The 15,092-nt window shown below is 66.5% G+C and carries 28 protein-coding genes; all 28 read left to right on the top strand.

Annotated features, from left to right (window positions below; genetic code table 11):
* Positions 1-446 precede the first annotated feature (446 nt).
* The 28 genes from rpsJ (at position 447) to rpsK (ending at position 14,966) form a co-directional block, all read left to right on the top strand.
* Positions 447-755, top strand: coding sequence for a 30S ribosomal protein S10 (rpsJ, locus tag IE177_RS30895; RefSeq protein ID WP_003948644.1), 309 nt, complete (start codon positions 447-449; stop codon positions 753-755).
* 17 nt (positions 756-772) lie between these two features.
* Positions 773-1,417: a 50S ribosomal protein L3 gene (gene rplC, locus IE177_RS30890; protein ID WP_020135811.1), complete on the top strand. Its 645-nt coding sequence runs from the start codon at positions 773-775 to the stop codon at positions 1,415-1,417.
* Positions 1,418-1,425: 8 nt separating this feature from the next.
* Complete coding sequence (gene rplD, locus IE177_RS30885) at positions 1,426-2,079, top strand: 50S ribosomal protein L4 (protein ID WP_190018759.1); 654 nt, start codon at positions 1,426-1,428, stop codon at positions 2,077-2,079.
* Positions 2,079-2,498 (top strand): 50S ribosomal protein L23, encoded by a 420-nt coding sequence (rplW, locus tag IE177_RS30880; protein ID WP_190018758.1) that lies wholly within the window; start codon positions 2,079-2,081, stop codon positions 2,496-2,498. Before rplD ends, rplW begins: the two co-directional genes overlap by 1 nt.
* A 38-nt stretch (positions 2,499-2,536) precedes the next feature.
* Entirely contained in the window at positions 2,537-3,373 is an 837-nt protein-coding gene (rplB, locus tag IE177_RS30875) for a 50S ribosomal protein L2 (protein ID WP_031167077.1), read from the top strand.
* 12 nt (positions 3,374-3,385) lie between these two features.
* Entirely contained in the window at positions 3,386-3,667 is a 282-nt protein-coding gene (rpsS, locus tag IE177_RS30870; protein WP_003992359.1) for a 30S ribosomal protein S19, read from the top strand.
* A 44-nt stretch (positions 3,668-3,711) separates the two neighbouring features.
* Positions 3,712-4,059: a 50S ribosomal protein L22 gene (gene rplV, locus IE177_RS30865; protein ID WP_003974262.1), complete on the top strand. Its 348-nt coding sequence runs from the start codon at positions 3,712-3,714 to the stop codon at positions 4,057-4,059.
* On the top strand, positions 4,059-4,880 hold the full coding sequence (rpsC, locus tag IE177_RS30860; RefSeq protein ID WP_014674374.1) for a 30S ribosomal protein S3: 822 nt from the start codon (positions 4,059-4,061) through the stop codon (positions 4,878-4,880). The genes rplV and rpsC overlap by 1 nt, the downstream gene beginning before the upstream one ends.
* A gap of 5 nt (positions 4,881-4,885) precedes the next feature.
* On the top strand, positions 4,886-5,305 hold the full coding sequence (rplP, locus tag IE177_RS30855) for a 50S ribosomal protein L16 (RefSeq protein ID WP_143627890.1): 420 nt from the start codon (positions 4,886-4,888) through the stop codon (positions 5,303-5,305).
* Positions 5,305-5,529 (top strand): 50S ribosomal protein L29, encoded by a 225-nt coding sequence (gene rpmC, locus IE177_RS30850; protein WP_030174543.1) that lies wholly within the window; start codon positions 5,305-5,307, stop codon positions 5,527-5,529. Before rplP ends, rpmC begins: the two co-directional genes overlap by 1 nt.
* On the top strand, positions 5,529-5,813 hold the full coding sequence (gene rpsQ, locus IE177_RS30845; RefSeq protein ID WP_014674375.1) for a 30S ribosomal protein S17: 285 nt from the start codon (positions 5,529-5,531) through the stop codon (positions 5,811-5,813). Before rpmC ends, rpsQ begins: the two co-directional genes overlap by 1 nt.
* A 101-nt stretch (positions 5,814-5,914) precedes the next feature.
* A complete protein-coding gene (gene rplN, locus IE177_RS30840) occupies positions 5,915-6,283 on the top strand; it encodes a 50S ribosomal protein L14 (protein ID WP_003998823.1) in 369 nt (122 codons plus the stop codon).
* Positions 6,284-6,285: 2 nt separating this feature from the next.
* The gene (gene rplX, locus IE177_RS30835) at positions 6,286-6,609 is read left to right on the top strand and encodes a 50S ribosomal protein L24 (RefSeq protein WP_133043289.1); all 324 of its coding nucleotides are present in this window, start codon (positions 6,286-6,288) and stop codon (positions 6,607-6,609) included.
* Positions 6,609-7,166 carry a 50S ribosomal protein L5 gene (rplE, locus tag IE177_RS30830; protein WP_015658460.1) on the top strand — a complete coding sequence of 186 codons (558 nt, stop codon included), beginning with the start codon at positions 6,609-6,611 and terminating at the stop codon, positions 7,164-7,166. Before rplX ends, rplE begins: the two co-directional genes overlap by 1 nt.
* A gap of 5 nt (positions 7,167-7,171) precedes the next feature.
* The gene (locus IE177_RS30825; RefSeq protein ID WP_003948630.1) at positions 7,172-7,357 is read left to right on the top strand and encodes a type Z 30S ribosomal protein S14; all 186 of its coding nucleotides are present in this window, start codon (positions 7,172-7,174) and stop codon (positions 7,355-7,357) included.
* Between the two features lie 212 nt (positions 7,358-7,569).
* Positions 7,570-7,968 carry a 30S ribosomal protein S8 gene (gene rpsH / locus IE177_RS30820; protein WP_007384075.1) on the top strand — a complete coding sequence of 133 codons (399 nt, stop codon included), beginning with the start codon at positions 7,570-7,572 and terminating at the stop codon, positions 7,966-7,968.
* 24 nt (positions 7,969-7,992) lie between these two features.
* Positions 7,993-8,532, top strand: coding sequence for a 50S ribosomal protein L6 (rplF, locus tag IE177_RS30815; protein WP_067299853.1), 540 nt, complete (start codon positions 7,993-7,995; stop codon positions 8,530-8,532).
* Between the two features lie 3 nt (positions 8,533-8,535).
* Positions 8,536-8,919, top strand: coding sequence for a 50S ribosomal protein L18 (rplR, locus tag IE177_RS30810; RefSeq protein WP_190018757.1), 384 nt, complete (start codon positions 8,536-8,538; stop codon positions 8,917-8,919).
* Positions 8,920-8,958: 39 nt separating this feature from the next.
* On the top strand, positions 8,959-9,564 hold the full coding sequence (gene rpsE / locus IE177_RS30805) for a 30S ribosomal protein S5 (protein ID WP_190018756.1): 606 nt from the start codon (positions 8,959-8,961) through the stop codon (positions 9,562-9,564).
* 2 nt (positions 9,565-9,566) lie between these two features.
* Positions 9,567-9,749: a 50S ribosomal protein L30 gene (gene rpmD, locus IE177_RS30800; RefSeq protein WP_003974250.1), complete on the top strand. Its 183-nt coding sequence runs from the start codon at positions 9,567-9,569 to the stop codon at positions 9,747-9,749.
* Between the two features lie 2 nt (positions 9,750-9,751).
* Positions 9,752-10,207, top strand: a complete 456-nt coding sequence (gene rplO, locus IE177_RS30795; protein WP_030745257.1) for a 50S ribosomal protein L15 — start codon at positions 9,752-9,754, stop codon at positions 10,205-10,207.
* Positions 10,208-10,452: 245 nt separating this feature from the next.
* A complete protein-coding gene (secY, locus tag IE177_RS30790; RefSeq protein WP_190018755.1) occupies positions 10,453-11,766 on the top strand; it encodes a preprotein translocase subunit SecY in 1,314 nt (437 codons plus the stop codon).
* Positions 11,766-12,431 carry an adenylate kinase gene (locus IE177_RS30785; RefSeq protein ID WP_190018754.1) on the top strand — a complete coding sequence of 222 codons (666 nt, stop codon included), beginning with the start codon at positions 11,766-11,768 and terminating at the stop codon, positions 12,429-12,431. Before secY ends, IE177_RS30785 begins: the two co-directional genes overlap by 1 nt.
* Positions 12,432-12,530: 99 nt before the next feature.
* The gene (map, locus tag IE177_RS30780) at positions 12,531-13,367 is read left to right on the top strand and encodes a type I methionyl aminopeptidase (RefSeq protein ID WP_190018797.1); all 837 of its coding nucleotides are present in this window, start codon (positions 12,531-12,533) and stop codon (positions 13,365-13,367) included.
* 162 nt (positions 13,368-13,529) lie between these two features.
* Positions 13,530-13,751: a translation initiation factor IF-1 gene (gene infA, locus IE177_RS30775; RefSeq protein WP_003948620.1), complete on the top strand. Its 222-nt coding sequence runs from the start codon at positions 13,530-13,532 to the stop codon at positions 13,749-13,751.
* Positions 13,752-13,811: 60 nt separating this feature from the next.
* The gene (gene rpmJ, locus IE177_RS30770; RefSeq protein WP_003998809.1) at positions 13,812-13,925 is read left to right on the top strand and encodes a 50S ribosomal protein L36; all 114 of its coding nucleotides are present in this window, start codon (positions 13,812-13,814) and stop codon (positions 13,923-13,925) included.
* Positions 13,926-14,115: 190 nt separating this feature from the next.
* Entirely contained in the window at positions 14,116-14,496 is a 381-nt protein-coding gene (gene rpsM, locus IE177_RS30765) for a 30S ribosomal protein S13 (RefSeq protein ID WP_031167100.1), read from the top strand.
* 65 nt (positions 14,497-14,561) lie between these two features.
* Positions 14,562-14,966: a 30S ribosomal protein S11 gene (gene rpsK, locus IE177_RS30760; protein ID WP_003956432.1), complete on the top strand. Its 405-nt coding sequence runs from the start codon at positions 14,562-14,564 to the stop codon at positions 14,964-14,966.
* The last annotated feature ends 126 nt before the right edge of the window (positions 14,967-15,092 follow it).

The raw sequence follows: 15,092 nt of genomic DNA, 5'->3' as shown, positions 1-15,092 counted from the left end.
TTCCCCGCCACCGTCAGGACGCTCGGGTGTGCGTAGCATGAGGCCGGGTTTGACCTTCGTCACTCCGGGGGTAATGTCTTCGGCCCGATTGGCCAGCCCCCCACTCCATGTGGCAGACTGTCCGAGTTGCTCGGTCGAGTGTTGATGCTGCGCGCCTCCCGCCGGGAGGACCGGAAGCGAGTCCCACAGTACTCGTCGCCCCTGATCAGGGGCGGACGTACGGGAATCTTCCGGGAAGCGTGGGCGCGGCACCGGCCAGGCGCCCGGTGGGCCTTCCGCCCCCGGCTTGCGGTTCCGGAAGGGCCGTGTGCATTCCCGCAGGGATGTTCGGACAAGGGACATCTGTGTCAGCGGGAGCGCGACACGCCCGACCGCGTGGGTCGGAGAGAAGGTACTCAAACCGCCGGGTTCCGGAGCGTTAGAAGAGACAGGACTACTGAGTAGCCATGGCGGGACAGAAGATCCGCATCCGGCTCAAGGCCTACGACCACGAGGTCATCGACTCCTCGGCGAAGAAGATCGTCGAGACGGTGACCCGCACTGGTGCGTCGGTCGCGGGCCCGGTGCCGCTGCCCACTGAGAAGAACGTGTACTGCGTCATCAAGTCGCCGCACAAGTACAAGGACTCGCGCGAGCACTTCGAGATGCGCACGCACAAGCGCCTGATCGACATCCTCGACCCGACCCCCAAGACCGTTGACTCTCTGATGCGACTCGACCTCCCGGCCGGTGTCGACATCGAGATCAAGCTCTGAGGCCGGTGATCTGAGAGATGGCTAAGCAGATCAAGGGCATCCTGGGCGAGAAGCTCGGCATGACGCAGGTGTGGGACGAGAACAACCGTGTTGTTCCGGTCACCGTCGTCAAGGCCGGCCCCAACGTCGTCACCCAGGTTCGTACGAACGATGTCGACGGCTACGAGTCGGTCCAGATCGCCTTCGGCGAGATCGACCCGCGCAAGGTGAACAAGCCCCTCAAGGGCCACTTCGCCAAGGCCGACGTCACCCCGCGTCGTCACCTCGTCGAGATCCGCACCGCGGACGCCTCCGAGTACACGCTCGGCCAGGAGATCACCGCTGAGGTGTTCGAGGCCGGTATCAAGGTCGACGTCACCGGCAAGAGCAAGGGCAAGGGCTTCGCCGGTGTCATGAAGCGTCACAACTTCAAGGGCCTCGGCGCCGGACACGGCACCCAGCGCAAGCACCGCTCGCCCGGTTCCATCGGTGGCTGCGCCACCCCGGGCCGCGTGTTCAAGGGCCTCCGCATGGCGGGTCGCATGGGCAACGAGCGGGTCACCACCCAGAACCTGACCGTCCACGCCGTTGACGCGGAGAAGGGTCTGCTGCTCATCAAGGGCGCGGTTCCCGGTCCGAACGGCGGCCTCGTCCTGGTCCGCACCGCGGCCAAGGGGGCCTGAGGTAACCGATGAGCACTGTTGACATCCTTTCGCCGGCGGGCGACAAGGCCGGTTCCGTCGAGCTCCCCGCGGAGATCTTCGACGCCAAGGTCAGCGTTCCGCTGATCCACCAGGTCGTCGTCGCGCAGCTGGCCGCTGCCCGTCAGGGCACGCACAAGACGAAGACCCGTGGCGAGGTCCGTGGTGGCGGCAAGAAGCCGTACCGCCAGAAGGGCACCGGCCGCGCCCGTCAGGGCTCGACCCGCGCGCCGCAGTTCGCCGGTGGTGGCGTCGTGCACGGTCCCGTGCCGCGTGACTACTCGCAGCGCACCCCGAAGAAGATGAAGGCCGCCGCCCTGCGCGGTGCCCTCACCGACCGGGCGCGTCACAACCGCATCCACGTCGTCTCCGGCGTGGTCGAGGGTGCGAACCCGTCCACCAAGGCCGCGAAGAGCCTGTTCGGCAAGATCTCGGAGCGCAAGAACCTGCTCCTGGTCGTCGAGCGCGCCGACGAGGCCGCGTGGCTGTCCGCCCGCAACCTGCCCCAGGTCCACATCCTGGAGCCGGGCCAGCTGAACACGTACGACGTTCTCGTCTCGGACGACGTGGTCTTCACCCAGGCCGCTTTCGAGTCCTTCGTGTCTGGCCCCAAGGCCGCTGACACCGAAGGGAGCGAGGCCTGATGGCTACGCGTCACCCGAGCATTGCCTCGAAGGCCGCCAAGGCCGCCAAGGCCGCGCGCGTCGCCAAGGCGCGTCGCCACGCCACCGAGGGCAAGAACACCGTCGAGACCCCGCTGAGCAAGTCGTACACGGACCCCCGTGACGTCCTGCTGAAGCCGGTCGTCTCCGAGAAGAGCTACGCGCTCCTCGACGAGAACAAGTACACGTTCATCGTCGACCCGAACGCCAACAAGACCCAGATCAAGCAGGCCGTCCAGGCGGTCTTCGACGTCAAGGTCACCGGGGTCAACACGATCAACCGCCAGGGCAAGCGCAAGCGCACGAAGACCGGTTTCGGTCAGCGTGCCGGCAGCAAGCGCGCGATCGTGACCCTCGCCGAGGGCGACCGTATCGACATCTTCGGCGGTCCGACCGCGTAAGCGGGTCGGATCGTCCGATATCGGACGAGGACTGAGAAATGGGAATCCGCAAGTACAAGCCGACTACGCCGGGCCGTCGTGGCGCCAGCGTCGCCGACTTCGTCGAGGTCACGCGGTCCACGCCGGAGAAGTCGCTGGTCCGCCCCCTGCACAGCAAGGGCGGCCGTAACAACGCCGGTCGTGTGACCGTTCGCCACCAGGGTGGCGGACACAAGCGCGCCTACCGCGTGATCGACTTCCGTCGTCACGACAAGGACGGCGTGCCGGCGAAGGTCGCGCACATCGAGTACGACCCCAACCGCACCGCGCGCATCGCGCTGCTGCACTACGCCGACGGCGAGAAGCGCTACATCCTCGCCCCGCGCAACCTGCAGCAGGGTGACCGCGTCGAGAACGGTCCCGGGGCCGACATCAAGCCGGGCAACAACCTGGCGCTCCGCAACATCCCGGTCGGTACCACGATCCACGCGATCGAGCTCCGTCCCGGTGGCGGTGCCAAGTTCGCCCGCTCCGCCGGTGCCTCCGTGCAGCTGCTCGCGAAGGAGGGCTCGATGGCCCACCTCCGCATGCCGTCCGGTGAGATCCGCCTGGTCGACGTCCGCTGCCGCGCCACCATCGGCGAGGTCGGCAACGCCGAGCAGAGCAACATCAACTGGGGTAAGGCCGGCCGTAAGCGGTGGCTGGGCGTTCGCCCGACCGTCCGTGGTGTCGTCATGAACCCGGTTGACCACCCGCACGGTGGTGGTGAGGGCCGGACCTCCGGTGGTCGTCACCCCGTGTCCCCGTGGGGCAAGAAGGAAGGCCGTACTCGTTCGCCCAAGAAGGCGTCGAACAAGTACATCGTCCGCCGCCGCAAGACGAACAAGAAGCGCTAAGGACGGGTTGAGATGCCTCGTAGCCTGAAGAAGGGGCCCTTCGTCGACGACCACCTGATCAAGAAGGTGGACGCCCAGAACGAAGCCGGCACCAAGAACGTCATCAAGACCTGGTCCCGTCGCTCCATGATCGTCCCGGCCATGCTGGGCCACACGCTCGCGGTGCACAACGGCAAGACCCACATCCCGGTGTTCGTCACCGAGTCGATGGTCGGCCACAAGCTCGGCGAGTTCTCGCCGACGCGCACCTTCCGGGGTCACGTCAAGGACGACCGGAAGTCGAAGCGCCGCTAATCGCGGATCGCATTCAGACACGTAAGTAACTGAGAGGGACAACCATGGAAGCCAGGGCCCAGGCGCGGTACATCCGCGTTACGCCCATGAAGGCCCGCCGCGTGGTGGACCTTATCCGTGGCATGGACGCCACGGAGGCTCAGGCGGTCCTGCGATTCGCTCCGCAGGCCGCCTCAGTGCCCGTCGGCAAGGTGCTCGACAGCGCCATCGCCAACGCCGCGCACAACTACGACCACACCGACGCCGACAGCCTCTTCATCTCCGAGGCGTACGTCGACGAGGGCCCGACCCTGAAGCGGTTCCGTCCGCGTGCCCAGGGCCGTGCCTACCGGATCCGCAAGCGGACCAGCCACATCACCGTGGTCGTCAGCAGCAAGGAAGGAACCCGGTAATGGGCCAGAAGGTAAACCCGCACGGGTTCCGGCTCGGTGTCACGACCGACTTCAAGTCGCGTTGGTACGCCGACAAGCTGTACAAGGACTACGTCAAGGAAGACGTCGCCATCCGTCGGATGATGACGTCCGGCATGGAGCGCGCCGGCATCTCGAAGGTTGAGATCGAGCGCACCCGTGACCGCGTGCGTGTGGACATCCACACCGCTCGTCCGGGCATCGTCATCGGCCGCCGTGGCGCCGAGGCCGACCGCATCCGCGGTGACCTCGAGAAGCTCACGGGCAAGCAGGTCCAGCTGAACATCCTCGAGGTCAAGAACCCCGAGACCGACGCTCAGCTCGTGGCCCAGGCCGTCGCCGAGCAGCTCTCCTCCCGCGTCTCCTTCCGTCGGGCCATGCGCAAGAGCATGCAGTCCGCCATGAAGGCCGGCGCCAAGGGCATCAAGATCCAGTGCGGTGGCCGCCTCGGCGGCGCCGAGATGTCCCGCTCGGAGTTCTACCGCGAGGGCCGCGTGCCCCTGCACACGCTCCGCGCGAACGTGGACTACGGCTTCTTCGAGGCCAAGACGACCTTCGGCCGCATCGGCGTGAAGGTCTGGATCTACAAGGGCGACGTCAAGAACATCGCCGAGGTCCGCGCCGAGAACGCTGCGGCCCGTGCGGGTAACCGCCCGGCCCGTGGCGGTGCCGACCGCCCGGCCCGTGGTGGCCGCGGTGGCGAGCGGCGCGGTCGCAAGCCGCAGCAGGCTGCCGGCGCCGAGGCCCCCAAGGCCGAGGCCCCCGCCGCCGCTCCGGCTGAGAGCACCGGAACGGAGGCCTGACCGAAATGCTGATCCCCCGTAGGGTCAAGCACCGCAAGCAGCACCACCCGAAGCGCAGCGGCGCTGCCAAGGGCGGCACGCAGGTTGCGTTCGGCGAGTACGGTATCCAGGCGCTCACCCCGGCGTACGTGACGAACCGTCAGATCGAGGCCGCTCGTATCGCCATGACGCGTCACATCAAGCGTGGTGGCAAGGTCTGGATCAACATCTACCCGGACCGTCCCCTCACCAAGAAGCCTGCCGAGACCCGCATGGGTTCCGGTAAGGGTTCCCCGGAGTGGTGGATCGCCAACGTCAAGCCCGGACGCGTGATGTTCGAGCTGTCGTACCCCAACGAGAAGATCGCCCGTGAGGCGCTCCTTCGTGCGGCCCACAAGCTGCCGATGAAGTGCCGGATCGTCAAGCGCGAGGCAGGTGAAGCGTGATGTCGGCCGGTACCAAGGCGTCCGAGCTGCGCGAGCTGGGCAACGAGGAGCTTCTGGGCAAGCTCCGCGAGGCCAAGGAAGAGCTGTTCAACCTCCGCTTCCAGGCGGCGACCGGTCAGCTCGAGAACCACGGTCGGCTGAAGGCCGTCCGTAAGGACATCGCGCGGATCTACACCCTGATGCGTGAGCGCGAGCTGGGCATCGAGACGGTGGAGAGCGCCTGATGAGCGAGAGCAACGTGACTGAGAACACTGAGGCCCGTGGCTTCCGTAAGACCCGTGAGGGTCTGGTCGTCAGCGACAAGATGGACAAGACCGTCGTCGTCGCCGTCGAGGACCGTGTGAAGCACGCGCTGTACGGCAAGGTCATCCGTCGTACCAACAAGCTCAAGGCACACGACGAGCAGAACGCCGCGGGTGTCGGCGACCGCGTCCTCCTCATGGAGACCCGGCCGCTGTCCGCGACGAAGCGCTGGCGCGTCGTCGAGATCCTCGAGAAGGCCAAGTAATTCCTGCGGGGCAAACCCCGCAGGTCAGTTCCGCCAGGCTCGGCAGGGGCGCTCGTCACTGAGGCCCCTGCCGGGAACCGGCAGACAAACAGGAGATAGACGTGATCCAGCAGGAGTCGCGACTGCGCGTCGCCGACAACACTGGTGCGAAGGAAATCCTTTGCATCCGTGTGCTCGGTGGCTCCGGTCGCCGCTACGCGGGCATCGGTGACGTCATCGTCGCCACCGTCAAGGACGCGATCCCCGGTGGCAACGTGAAGAAGGGTGACGTCGTCAAGGCGGTCATCGTTCGCACCGTCAAGGAGCGCCGCCGTCCGGACGGCTCGTACATCCGCTTCGACGAGAACGCCGCCGTCATTCTGAAGAACGACGGCGACCCTCGCGGCACCCGTATCTTCGGCCCGGTCGGCCGTGAGCTGCGCGAGAAGAAGTTCATGAAGATCATCTCGCTCGCGCCGGAGGTGCTGTAAGCATGAAGATCAAGAAGGGCGACCTGGTCCAGGTCATCACCGGTAAGGACAAGGGCAAGCAGGGCAAGGTCATTGCCGCTTACCCGCGCGATGAGCGCGTCCTGGTCGAGGGTGTCAACCGGGTCAAGAAGCACACCAAGGCCGGTCCGACCGCCAGCGGTTCGCAGGCCGGCGGCATCGTCACGACCGAGGCGCCGATCCACGTCTCCAACGTCCAGCTGGTCGTTGAGAAGGACGGCCAGAAGGTCGTCACGCGTGTCGGTTACCGCTTCGACGACGAGGGCAACAAGATCCGCGTTGCCAAGCGGACGGGTGAGGACATCTGATGGCTACCACCACCACTCCGCGTCTGAAGACGAAGTACCGCGAGGAGATCGCGGGCAAGCTGCGTGACGAGTTCAAGTACGAGAACGTCATGCAGGTTCCCGGCCTCGTCAAGATCGTGGTCAACATGGGTGTCGGCGACGCCGCCCGTGACTCGAAGCTGATCGAGGGCGCGATCCGCGACCTGACCACCATCACCGGTCAGAAGCCGGCCGTCACCAAGGCCCGCAAGTCCATCGCGCAGTTCAAGCTGCGTGAGGGCCAGCCGATCGGTGCCCACGTCACGCTCCGTGGCGACCGCATGTGGGAGTTCCTGGACCGCACCCTGTCGCTCGCGCTGCCGCGCATCCGCGACTTCCGCGGCCTGTCCCCCAAGCAGTTCGACGGCCGTGGCAACTACACCTTCGGTCTCACGGAGCAGGTCATGTTCCACGAGATCGACCAGGACAAGATCGACCGCACCCGGGGTATGGACATCACCGTGGTGACCACGGCGACCAACGACGCTGAGGGCCGCGCGCTCCTTCGTCACCTCGGCTTCCCGTTCAAGGAGGCGTGAGCGAGATGGCGAAGAAGGCTCTGATCGCTAAGGCTGCTCGCAAGCCCAAGTTCGGCGTGCGTGGCTACACCCGCTGCCAGCGTTGTGGCCGCCCGCACTCCGTGTACCGCAAGTTCGGCCTGTGCCGCGTGTGCCTTCGTGAGATGGCTCACCGTGGCGAGCTGCCGGGCGTGACCAAGAGCTCCTGGTAATCCCTGTAATAGGGGATTCCTGAAGCTCTCGGTAAGCATCTGGGTCGGCAGGGGCCCTTCTCCGCATGCCGTAGGCTTGTGGGGTTGGGCGCCTGCCGCGCCCGTACGACTTACTACGCCGTAGGTCCACCGCGCCGCACCCGTCCCGTCTCGGATCGGGGAGAGGGATGGCGCACCAGGAAACCCCGGCGAGAGAGGCCGAAGGCCAATTCATGACCATGACTGATCCGATCGCAGACATGCTTACGCGTCTGCGGAACGCGAACTCGGCATACCACGACTCCGTGACGATGCCGGCATCGAAGATCAAGTCGCACATCGCGGAGATCCTCCAGCAGGAGGGCTTCATCACGGGCTGGAAGGTCGAGGACGCCGAGGTCGGCAAGAACCTCGTCCTCGAGCTGAAGTTCGGCCCGAACCGTGAGCGCTCCATCGCGGGCATCAAGCGGATCTCCAAGCCCGGTCTCCGGGTGTACGCGAAGTCCACCAACCTGCCGAAGGTGCTGGGCGGCCTCGGCGTGGCGATCATCTCCACGTCGCACGGGCTCCTCACCGACAAGCAGGCCGGCAAGAAGGGCGTGGGTGGGGAAGTCCTCGCCTACGTCTGGTAGCGGAAGGGAACGGAGGAAACAGCTATGTCGCGTATTGGCAAGCTCCCCATCACGGTTCCCGCCGGCGTGGACGTCACCATCGACGGCCGTACGGTCTCGGTCAAGGGCCCCAAGGGCACGCTGACCCACACCGTCGTCGCGCCGATCGACATCGTCAAGGGTGAGGACGGCGTGCTCAACGTCACCCGTCCGAACGACGAGCGTCAGAACAAGGCCCTCCACGGCCTGTCCCGCACGCTGGTGGCGAACATGATCACCGGCGTGACCCAGGGTTACGTGAAGAAGCTCGAGATCAGCGGTGTCGGTTACCGCGTGACGGCCAAGGGCTCGAACCTCGAGTTCGCGCTCGGCTACAGCCACCCGATCGTCGTCGAGGCGCCCGAGGGCATCACCTTCAAGGTGGAGACCCCGACCCGCTTCCAGGTCGAGGGCATCGACAAGCAGAAGGTCGGCGAGGTTGCGGCCAACATCCGCAAGCTGCGCAAGCCCGACCCGTACAAGGCCAAGGGCGTCAAGTACGAGGGCGAAGTCATCCGCCGCAAGGTCGGAAAGGCGGGTAAGTAAGCCATGGCATACGGACAGAAGATCCTCAAGGGCGACGCCTACAAGCGCGCCGCGATCAAGCGCCGCCACATCCGGATTCGCAAGAGCATCTCCGGTACGGCGGAGCGTCCGCGTCTGGTCGTGACCCGCTCCAACCGCCACATCGTGGCGCAGGTGATCGACGACCTCAAGGGCCACACCCTGGCGTCCGCGTCCACCCTGGACGCGTCCGTCCGCGGGGGCGAGGGCGACAAGTCCTCGCAGGCCAAGCAGGTCGGCGCCCTGGTCGCCGAGCGTGCCAAGGCCGCCGGTGTCGAGGCTGTCGTGTTCGACCGTGGTGGCAACCAGTACGCCGGGCGCATCGCCGCCCTGGCGGACGCCGCCCGCGAAGCCGGGCTCAAGTTCTGAGCCTGCCGTAGCTAGCGGAAACAGAGAGAGGTAATTCCAATGGCTGGACCCCAGCGCCGCGGTGGCGGTGCCGGTGGCGGCGAGCGGCGGGACCGGAAGGGCCGTGACGGCGGCGCTGCTGCCGCCGAGAAGACCGCGTACGTCGAGCGCGTCGTCGCGATCAACCGCGTCGCCAAGGTTGTGAAGGGTGGTCGTCGCTTCAGCTTCACCGCGCTGGTCGTGGTGGGCGACGGTGACGGCACCGTGGGTGTCGGTTACGGCAAGGCCAAGGAGGTGCCGGCCGCCATCGCCAAGGGTGTTGAGGAGGCCAAGAAGCACTTCTTCAAGGTCCCCCGTATCCAGGGCACCATCCCGCACCCGATCCAGGGTGAGAAGGCTGCCGGCGTCGTGCTGCTCAAGCCCGCGTCCCCCGGTACCGGTGTTATCGCCGGTGGCCCGGTGCGTGCCGTGCTCGAGTGCGCCGGTATCCACGACATCCTGTCGAAGTCGCTCGGCTCCGACAACGCGATCAACATCGTGCACGCGACCGTGGAGGCCCTGAAGGGCCTGCAGCGTCCCGAGGAGGTCGCGGCCCGCCGTGGCCTGCCGCTCGAGGACGTCGCCCCCGCGGCCCTGCTGCGTGCGCGTGCCGGGGCGGGGGTGTGATCATGGCGCAGCTCAAGATCACGCAGGTCAAGTCCTACATCGGCAGCAAGCAGAACCACCGTGACACCCTGCGCTCCCTTGGTCTCAAGGGCATCAACACGCAGGTCGTCAAGGAGGACCGCCCCGAGTTCCGCGGCATGGTGCACACCGTCCGCCACCTCGTGACGGTCGAGGAGGTCGACTGATCATGGCGGAGCAGAACCCGCTCAAGATCCACAACCTCCGTCCCGCCCCGGGCGCCAAGACCGCCAAGACCCGTGTCGGTCGTGGTGAGGCGTCGAAGGGTAAGACGGCCGGTCGTGGTACCAAGGGCACCAAGGCCCGCTACCAGGTTCCGGAGCGCTTCGAGGGCGGCCAGATGCCGCTGCACATGCGCCTCCCGAAGCTGAAGGGCTTCAAGAACCCGTTCAAGACCGAGTACCAGGTCGTGAACCTCGACAAGCTGGCCGCGCTCTACCCCGAGGGTGGCGAGGTCACGGTCGAGGGTCTGGTGGCCAAGGGTGCCGTTCGCAAGAACAGCCTCGTCAAGGTCCTCGGCCAGGGCGAGGTCTCCGTGGCGCTGCAGGTGACGGTCGACGCCGTCTCCGGCTCCGCCAAGGAGAAGATCACCGCCGCCGGCGGTACGGTCACCGAGCTGGTCTGAGCCCCTCAGGTCTCTCGATGACGTGAACGATCCCGACCGGGGATACTCCACAAAAGGGGTATCCCCGGTCGGTCGTTCCAAGGGTGGTGCTCTCGCCGGTAAGGTGGCCTGCACTGCCCACTTTCACCGGGTGCTTCCCATGGGGCACCCTGAGCGGCAGTCGACCGTTATCTATGTCGTAGTTCTTATCGGACTCTCAAGACCGTCACCCTTGACGCAGTTGCGCGGGGGTCGCAGGAGGCACCGTGCTCACCGCGTTCGCCCGGGCGTTCAGGACGCCCGACCTGCGCAAGAAGCTGCTCTTCACGCTGGGCATCATCGTGGTCTACCGGGTCGGTACCCACATCCCGATCCCCGGCGTCAACTACAAGGCCGTCCAGCAGTGTGTGACCGAGGCGGGGGCCAACCAGGGCCTGTTCGGTCTCGTCAACATGTTCAGCGGCGGTGCGCTGCTGCAGATCACGGTCTTCGCGCTCGGCATCATGCCGTACATCACGGCCAGCATCATCCTTCAGCTGCTGACCGTGGTCATCCCGCGCCTGGAAGCCCTGAAGAAGGAGGGCTCGGCCGGTACGGCGAAGATCACGCAGTACACCCGCTACCTGACCGTGGCGCTCGCCATCCTGCAGGGCACCGGCCTGGTCGCCACCGCCCGCAGCGGCGCGCTGTTCAACGGCTGCTCCGTGGCGTCGAGCATCGTCCCGGACCAGGCGATCTTCACGACGATCACGATGGTCGTCTGCATGACCGCCGGTACGGCCGTCGTGATGTGGCTCGGTGAGCTGGTCACCGACCGCGGCATCGGCAACGGCATGTCGATCCTGATGTTCATCTCGATCGCCGCCACGTTCCCGTCCGCGCTGTGGGCCATCAAGAAGCAGGGCAGCCTGGCCGGCGGCTGGATCGAGTTCGGCACCGTGGTCCTGGTGGGCCTGGTCATGGTCGCGCTCGTGGTCTTCGTGGAGCAGGCCCAGCGCCGCATCCCGGTGCAGTACGCGAAGCGCATGATCGGCCGCCGCTCCTACGGCGGAACGTCCACGTACATCCCCCTCAAGGTGAACCAGGCGGGTGTGATTCCCGTCATCTTCGCCTCGTCGCTGCTCTACATCCCGGCGCTGATCGCGCAGTTCTCGGGGAGCAACTCGGGCTGGAAGACCTGGATCGAGCAGAACCTGTCCAAGGGCAACCACCCGATTTACATCGTTACGTACTTCTTGCTCATCGTGTTCTTCGCGTTCTTCTACGTGGCGATCTCCTTCAACCCCGAGGAAGTCGCCGACAACATGAAGAAGTATGGTGGCTTCATCCCGGGCATCCGGGCTGGCCGACCGACCGCTGAGTACCTCAGCTACGTGCTCAACCGGATCACCTGGCCGGGTTCGCTGTATCTGGGGCTGATCGCTCTCGTGCCGACAATGGCGTTGGTCGGGTTCGACGCGAACCAGAACTTCCCGTTCGGTGGGACCAGCATCCTCATCATCGTGGGTGTCGGCCTGGAGACGGTGAAGCAGATCGAGAGCCAGCTCCAGCAGCGCAATTACGAAGGGTTCCTCCGCTGATGCGTATCGTCCTCGTCGGACCGCCGGGTGCAGGCAAGGGAACGCAGGCCGTCCGACTCGCCGAGAAGCTCGCCGTCCCGCACATCTCGACGGGCGACCTGTTCCGCGCCAACATCAGCCGGCAGACGGAGCTGGGCAAGCTCGCGAAGTCGTACATGGACGCCGGCAACCTGGTGCCCGACGAGGTCACCATCGCGATGGCCAAGGACCGCATGGAGCAGCCGGACGCCGAGGGCGGGTTCCTGCTGGACGGCTTCCCGCGGAACGTCTCGCAGGCGGAGGCGCTGGACCGGCTGCTGCAGAGCGAGGCCATCACGCTGGACGCCGTCCTGGACCTGGAGGTCCCGGAGGAGGAGGTCGTCAAGCGGATCGCCGGCCGGCGCATCTGCCGCAACGACTCGTCGCACGTCTTCCACGTGACGTACAGCCCGGCGAAGCAGGAGGGCGTCTGCGACGTCTGCGGCGGTGAGCTGTACCAGCGCGACGACGACTCCGAGGAGACCGTCCGCAAGCGGCTTGAGGTCTACCACACGCAGACCGAGCCGATCATCGACTACTACAAGTCGCAGGGCCTGGTCCGCACGATCTCCTCGCTGGGCCCGGTGGACGAGATCACCGAGCGGGCGCTGGAGGCGCTGAAGGCGGAGAAGGCCGAGAACAAGTAGATCGCGGTCCTTCCGGCCGCGGTGCCCGCCCGGGCGCCGCGGCCGTACTGTTGTGTTCGTAACCCAGCCGACGTGAGTGACGGAGAGCGCAGGCCCCCCATGGTGCAGATCAAGAGCCCCGAGCAGATCGCGAAGATGCGTGCGGCGGGGCTGGTGGTCGCCGCGATCCACGCGGCCACCCGGGAGGCGGCGGTGCCGGGTGCGAGCACCAAGGACCTGGACGAGGTCGCCCGCAAGGTGCTCGCCGAGCACGGCGCCAAGTCGAACTTCCTCGGCTACGGCGGTTTCCCGGCGACCATCTGCACCTCGGTCAACGACGTGGTCGTCCACGGCATCCCGTCCGACGACGTCGTCCTGAAGGACGGCGACATCATCTCCATCGACTGCGGCGCGATCGTCGACGGTTGGCACGGCGACGCCGCCTACACGGCCTTCGTGGGCTCCGGTCACGCCCCGGAACTGGTCGAGCTGTCCCGGGTCACCGAGGAGTCGATGTGGGCCGGCATCGCGGCCATGAAGCAGGGCAACCGGCTCGTCGACGTCTCCCGGGCCATCGAGACGTACATCCGCCGCCAGCCCAAGCCCGGCGGCGGCCGCTACGGCATCATCGAGGACTACGGCGGCCACGGCATCGGCACCGAGATGCACATGGACCCGCACCTGCTGAACTACGTCGACCGCCGCCGCGGCAAGGGCCCCAAGCTGGTGCCCGGCTTCTGCCTGGCGATCGAGCCGATGGTCTCCCTCGGCACCCCGCGCACCGAGGTCCTGTCGGACGACTGGACGGTCATCACCACGGACGGCACCTGGTCCTCCCACTGGGAGCACTCGGTCGCGCTGACGGAACAGGGCCCGCTGGTACTGACCGCCCCGGACGGCGGCAGGGCCAAGCTCGCGGAGTACGGGATCCAGACCGCGCCCGACCCCCTCGCATGACGATCACCCTCTTGGGGCAGACTTCCTCGATTCGCCTTTCCGGGTGCGCCGACGTAGACTGACTCGTCGGCTCTCGTGCACCCGCATGTCCGCATGCGCTCGCACCTGCCCCCCGGGGCAGGTCAGGGAGTCGATCAAGGTAGTCGATTCGAAGGGCGAAGCGTGGCCAAGAAGCAAGGTGCCATCGAGATCGAGGGCACTGTCGTCGAGTCTCTGCCGAACGCCATGTTCAAGGTCGAGCTCCAGAACGGCCACCAGGTCCTGGCACACATCAGCGGCAAGATGCGCATGCACTACATCCGCATCCTCCCTGACGACCGGGTCGTGGTGGAGCTGTCTCCTTACGACCTGACGCGTGGCCGGATCGTCTACCGGTACAAGTAGATCTTGCCCGCGCCCCGGGGTCACCCGGAGCGATGGCACTGACCCGGAGAACCTCACCCCATGAAGGTCAAGCCGAGCGTCAAGAAGATCTGCGACAAGTGCAGGGTGATCCGCCGTCACGGTCGGGTCATGGTCATCTGCGAGAACCCGCGCCACAAGCAGCGCCAGGGCTGACGCACGACCGATCCCTCTGCCATCGCAGAGATTCGCGCGACGCAAGCTGAATTTGTTCATACGCAGGACCCGAGTCCGTACAGGGCTCGACACCCCCGGTTCGGAGGCCGGGGACCCGGTTCGTACCTGGTACGGCGAGCTGGGAGCCGGTTCTGCGGAAGACCTCCGAAGATTCACCAGGAGCCATTGAATGGCACGCGTTTCCGGTGTTGACATCCCGCGCGAAAAGCGCGTGGAGGTCGCCCTCACCTACGTGTTCGGCATCGGCCGGACCCTCTCCCAGCAGACGCTGGCCGAGACCGGCATCGACCCGAACACTCGCGTCCGTGACCTGACCGAAGAGCAGCTGGTCGCGATCCGCGAGTACGTCGACAACAACATCAAGACCGAGGGTGACCTCCGTCGCGAGATCCAGGCCGACATCCGCCGCAAGGTCGAGATCGGCTGCTACCAGGGTCTCCGTCACCGTCGCGGTCTGCCCGTCCGCGGTCAGCGCACCAGCACCAACGCCCGTACCCGCAAGGGCCCGCGTCGCGCCATCGCCGGCAAGAAGAAGCCGGGCAAGAAGTAGTCCGCAGCGGACACCTGTCCACGGTCTTCGCTGTAGGACCGACCACCTCCCGTAGGAGTTAGTAGATGCCCCCCAAGGGACGTCAGGGCGCTGCCAAGAAGGTGCGCCGCAAGGAAAAGAAGAACGTCGCTCACGGCCACGCGCACATCAAGAGCACGTTCAACAACACGATCGTCTCCATCACGGACCCGTCCGGCAACGTGATCTCCTGGGCCTCCGCCGGCCACGTCGGCTTCAAGGGCTCCCGGAAGTCCACGCCGTTCGCCGCGCAGATGGCCGCCGAGTCGGCCGCCCGCCGCGCCCAGGAGCACGGCATGCGCAAGGTCGACGTGTTCGTCAAGGGCCCGGGTTCCGGTCGTGAGACCGCGATCCGCTCCCTGCAGGCCACGGGCCTCGAGGTCGGCTCCATCCAGGACGTCACCCCGACCCCGCACAACGGCTGCCGTCCCCCGAAGCGCCGCCGCGTCTGACGCACGGCTGCTTCGTCCGGCTCCGGACTTCGGGCGGTACGGCTCCTTCGGGCCGTGCCGCCCGTACCCTTGCAGTACCCGCGCTTTTCCCGGGCGCGGATTCCGTCGGGCGTCAAATAGCGGGCG

The organism is Streptomyces lucensis JCM 4490 (assembly GCF_014650035.1).
GTDB lineage: Bacteria > Actinomycetota > Actinomycetes > Streptomycetales > Streptomycetaceae > Streptomyces > Streptomyces lucensis.
The sequence above is the reverse complement of the archived record's forward strand: the minus strand, read 5'-3'. Positions and strand labels throughout refer to the sequence as shown.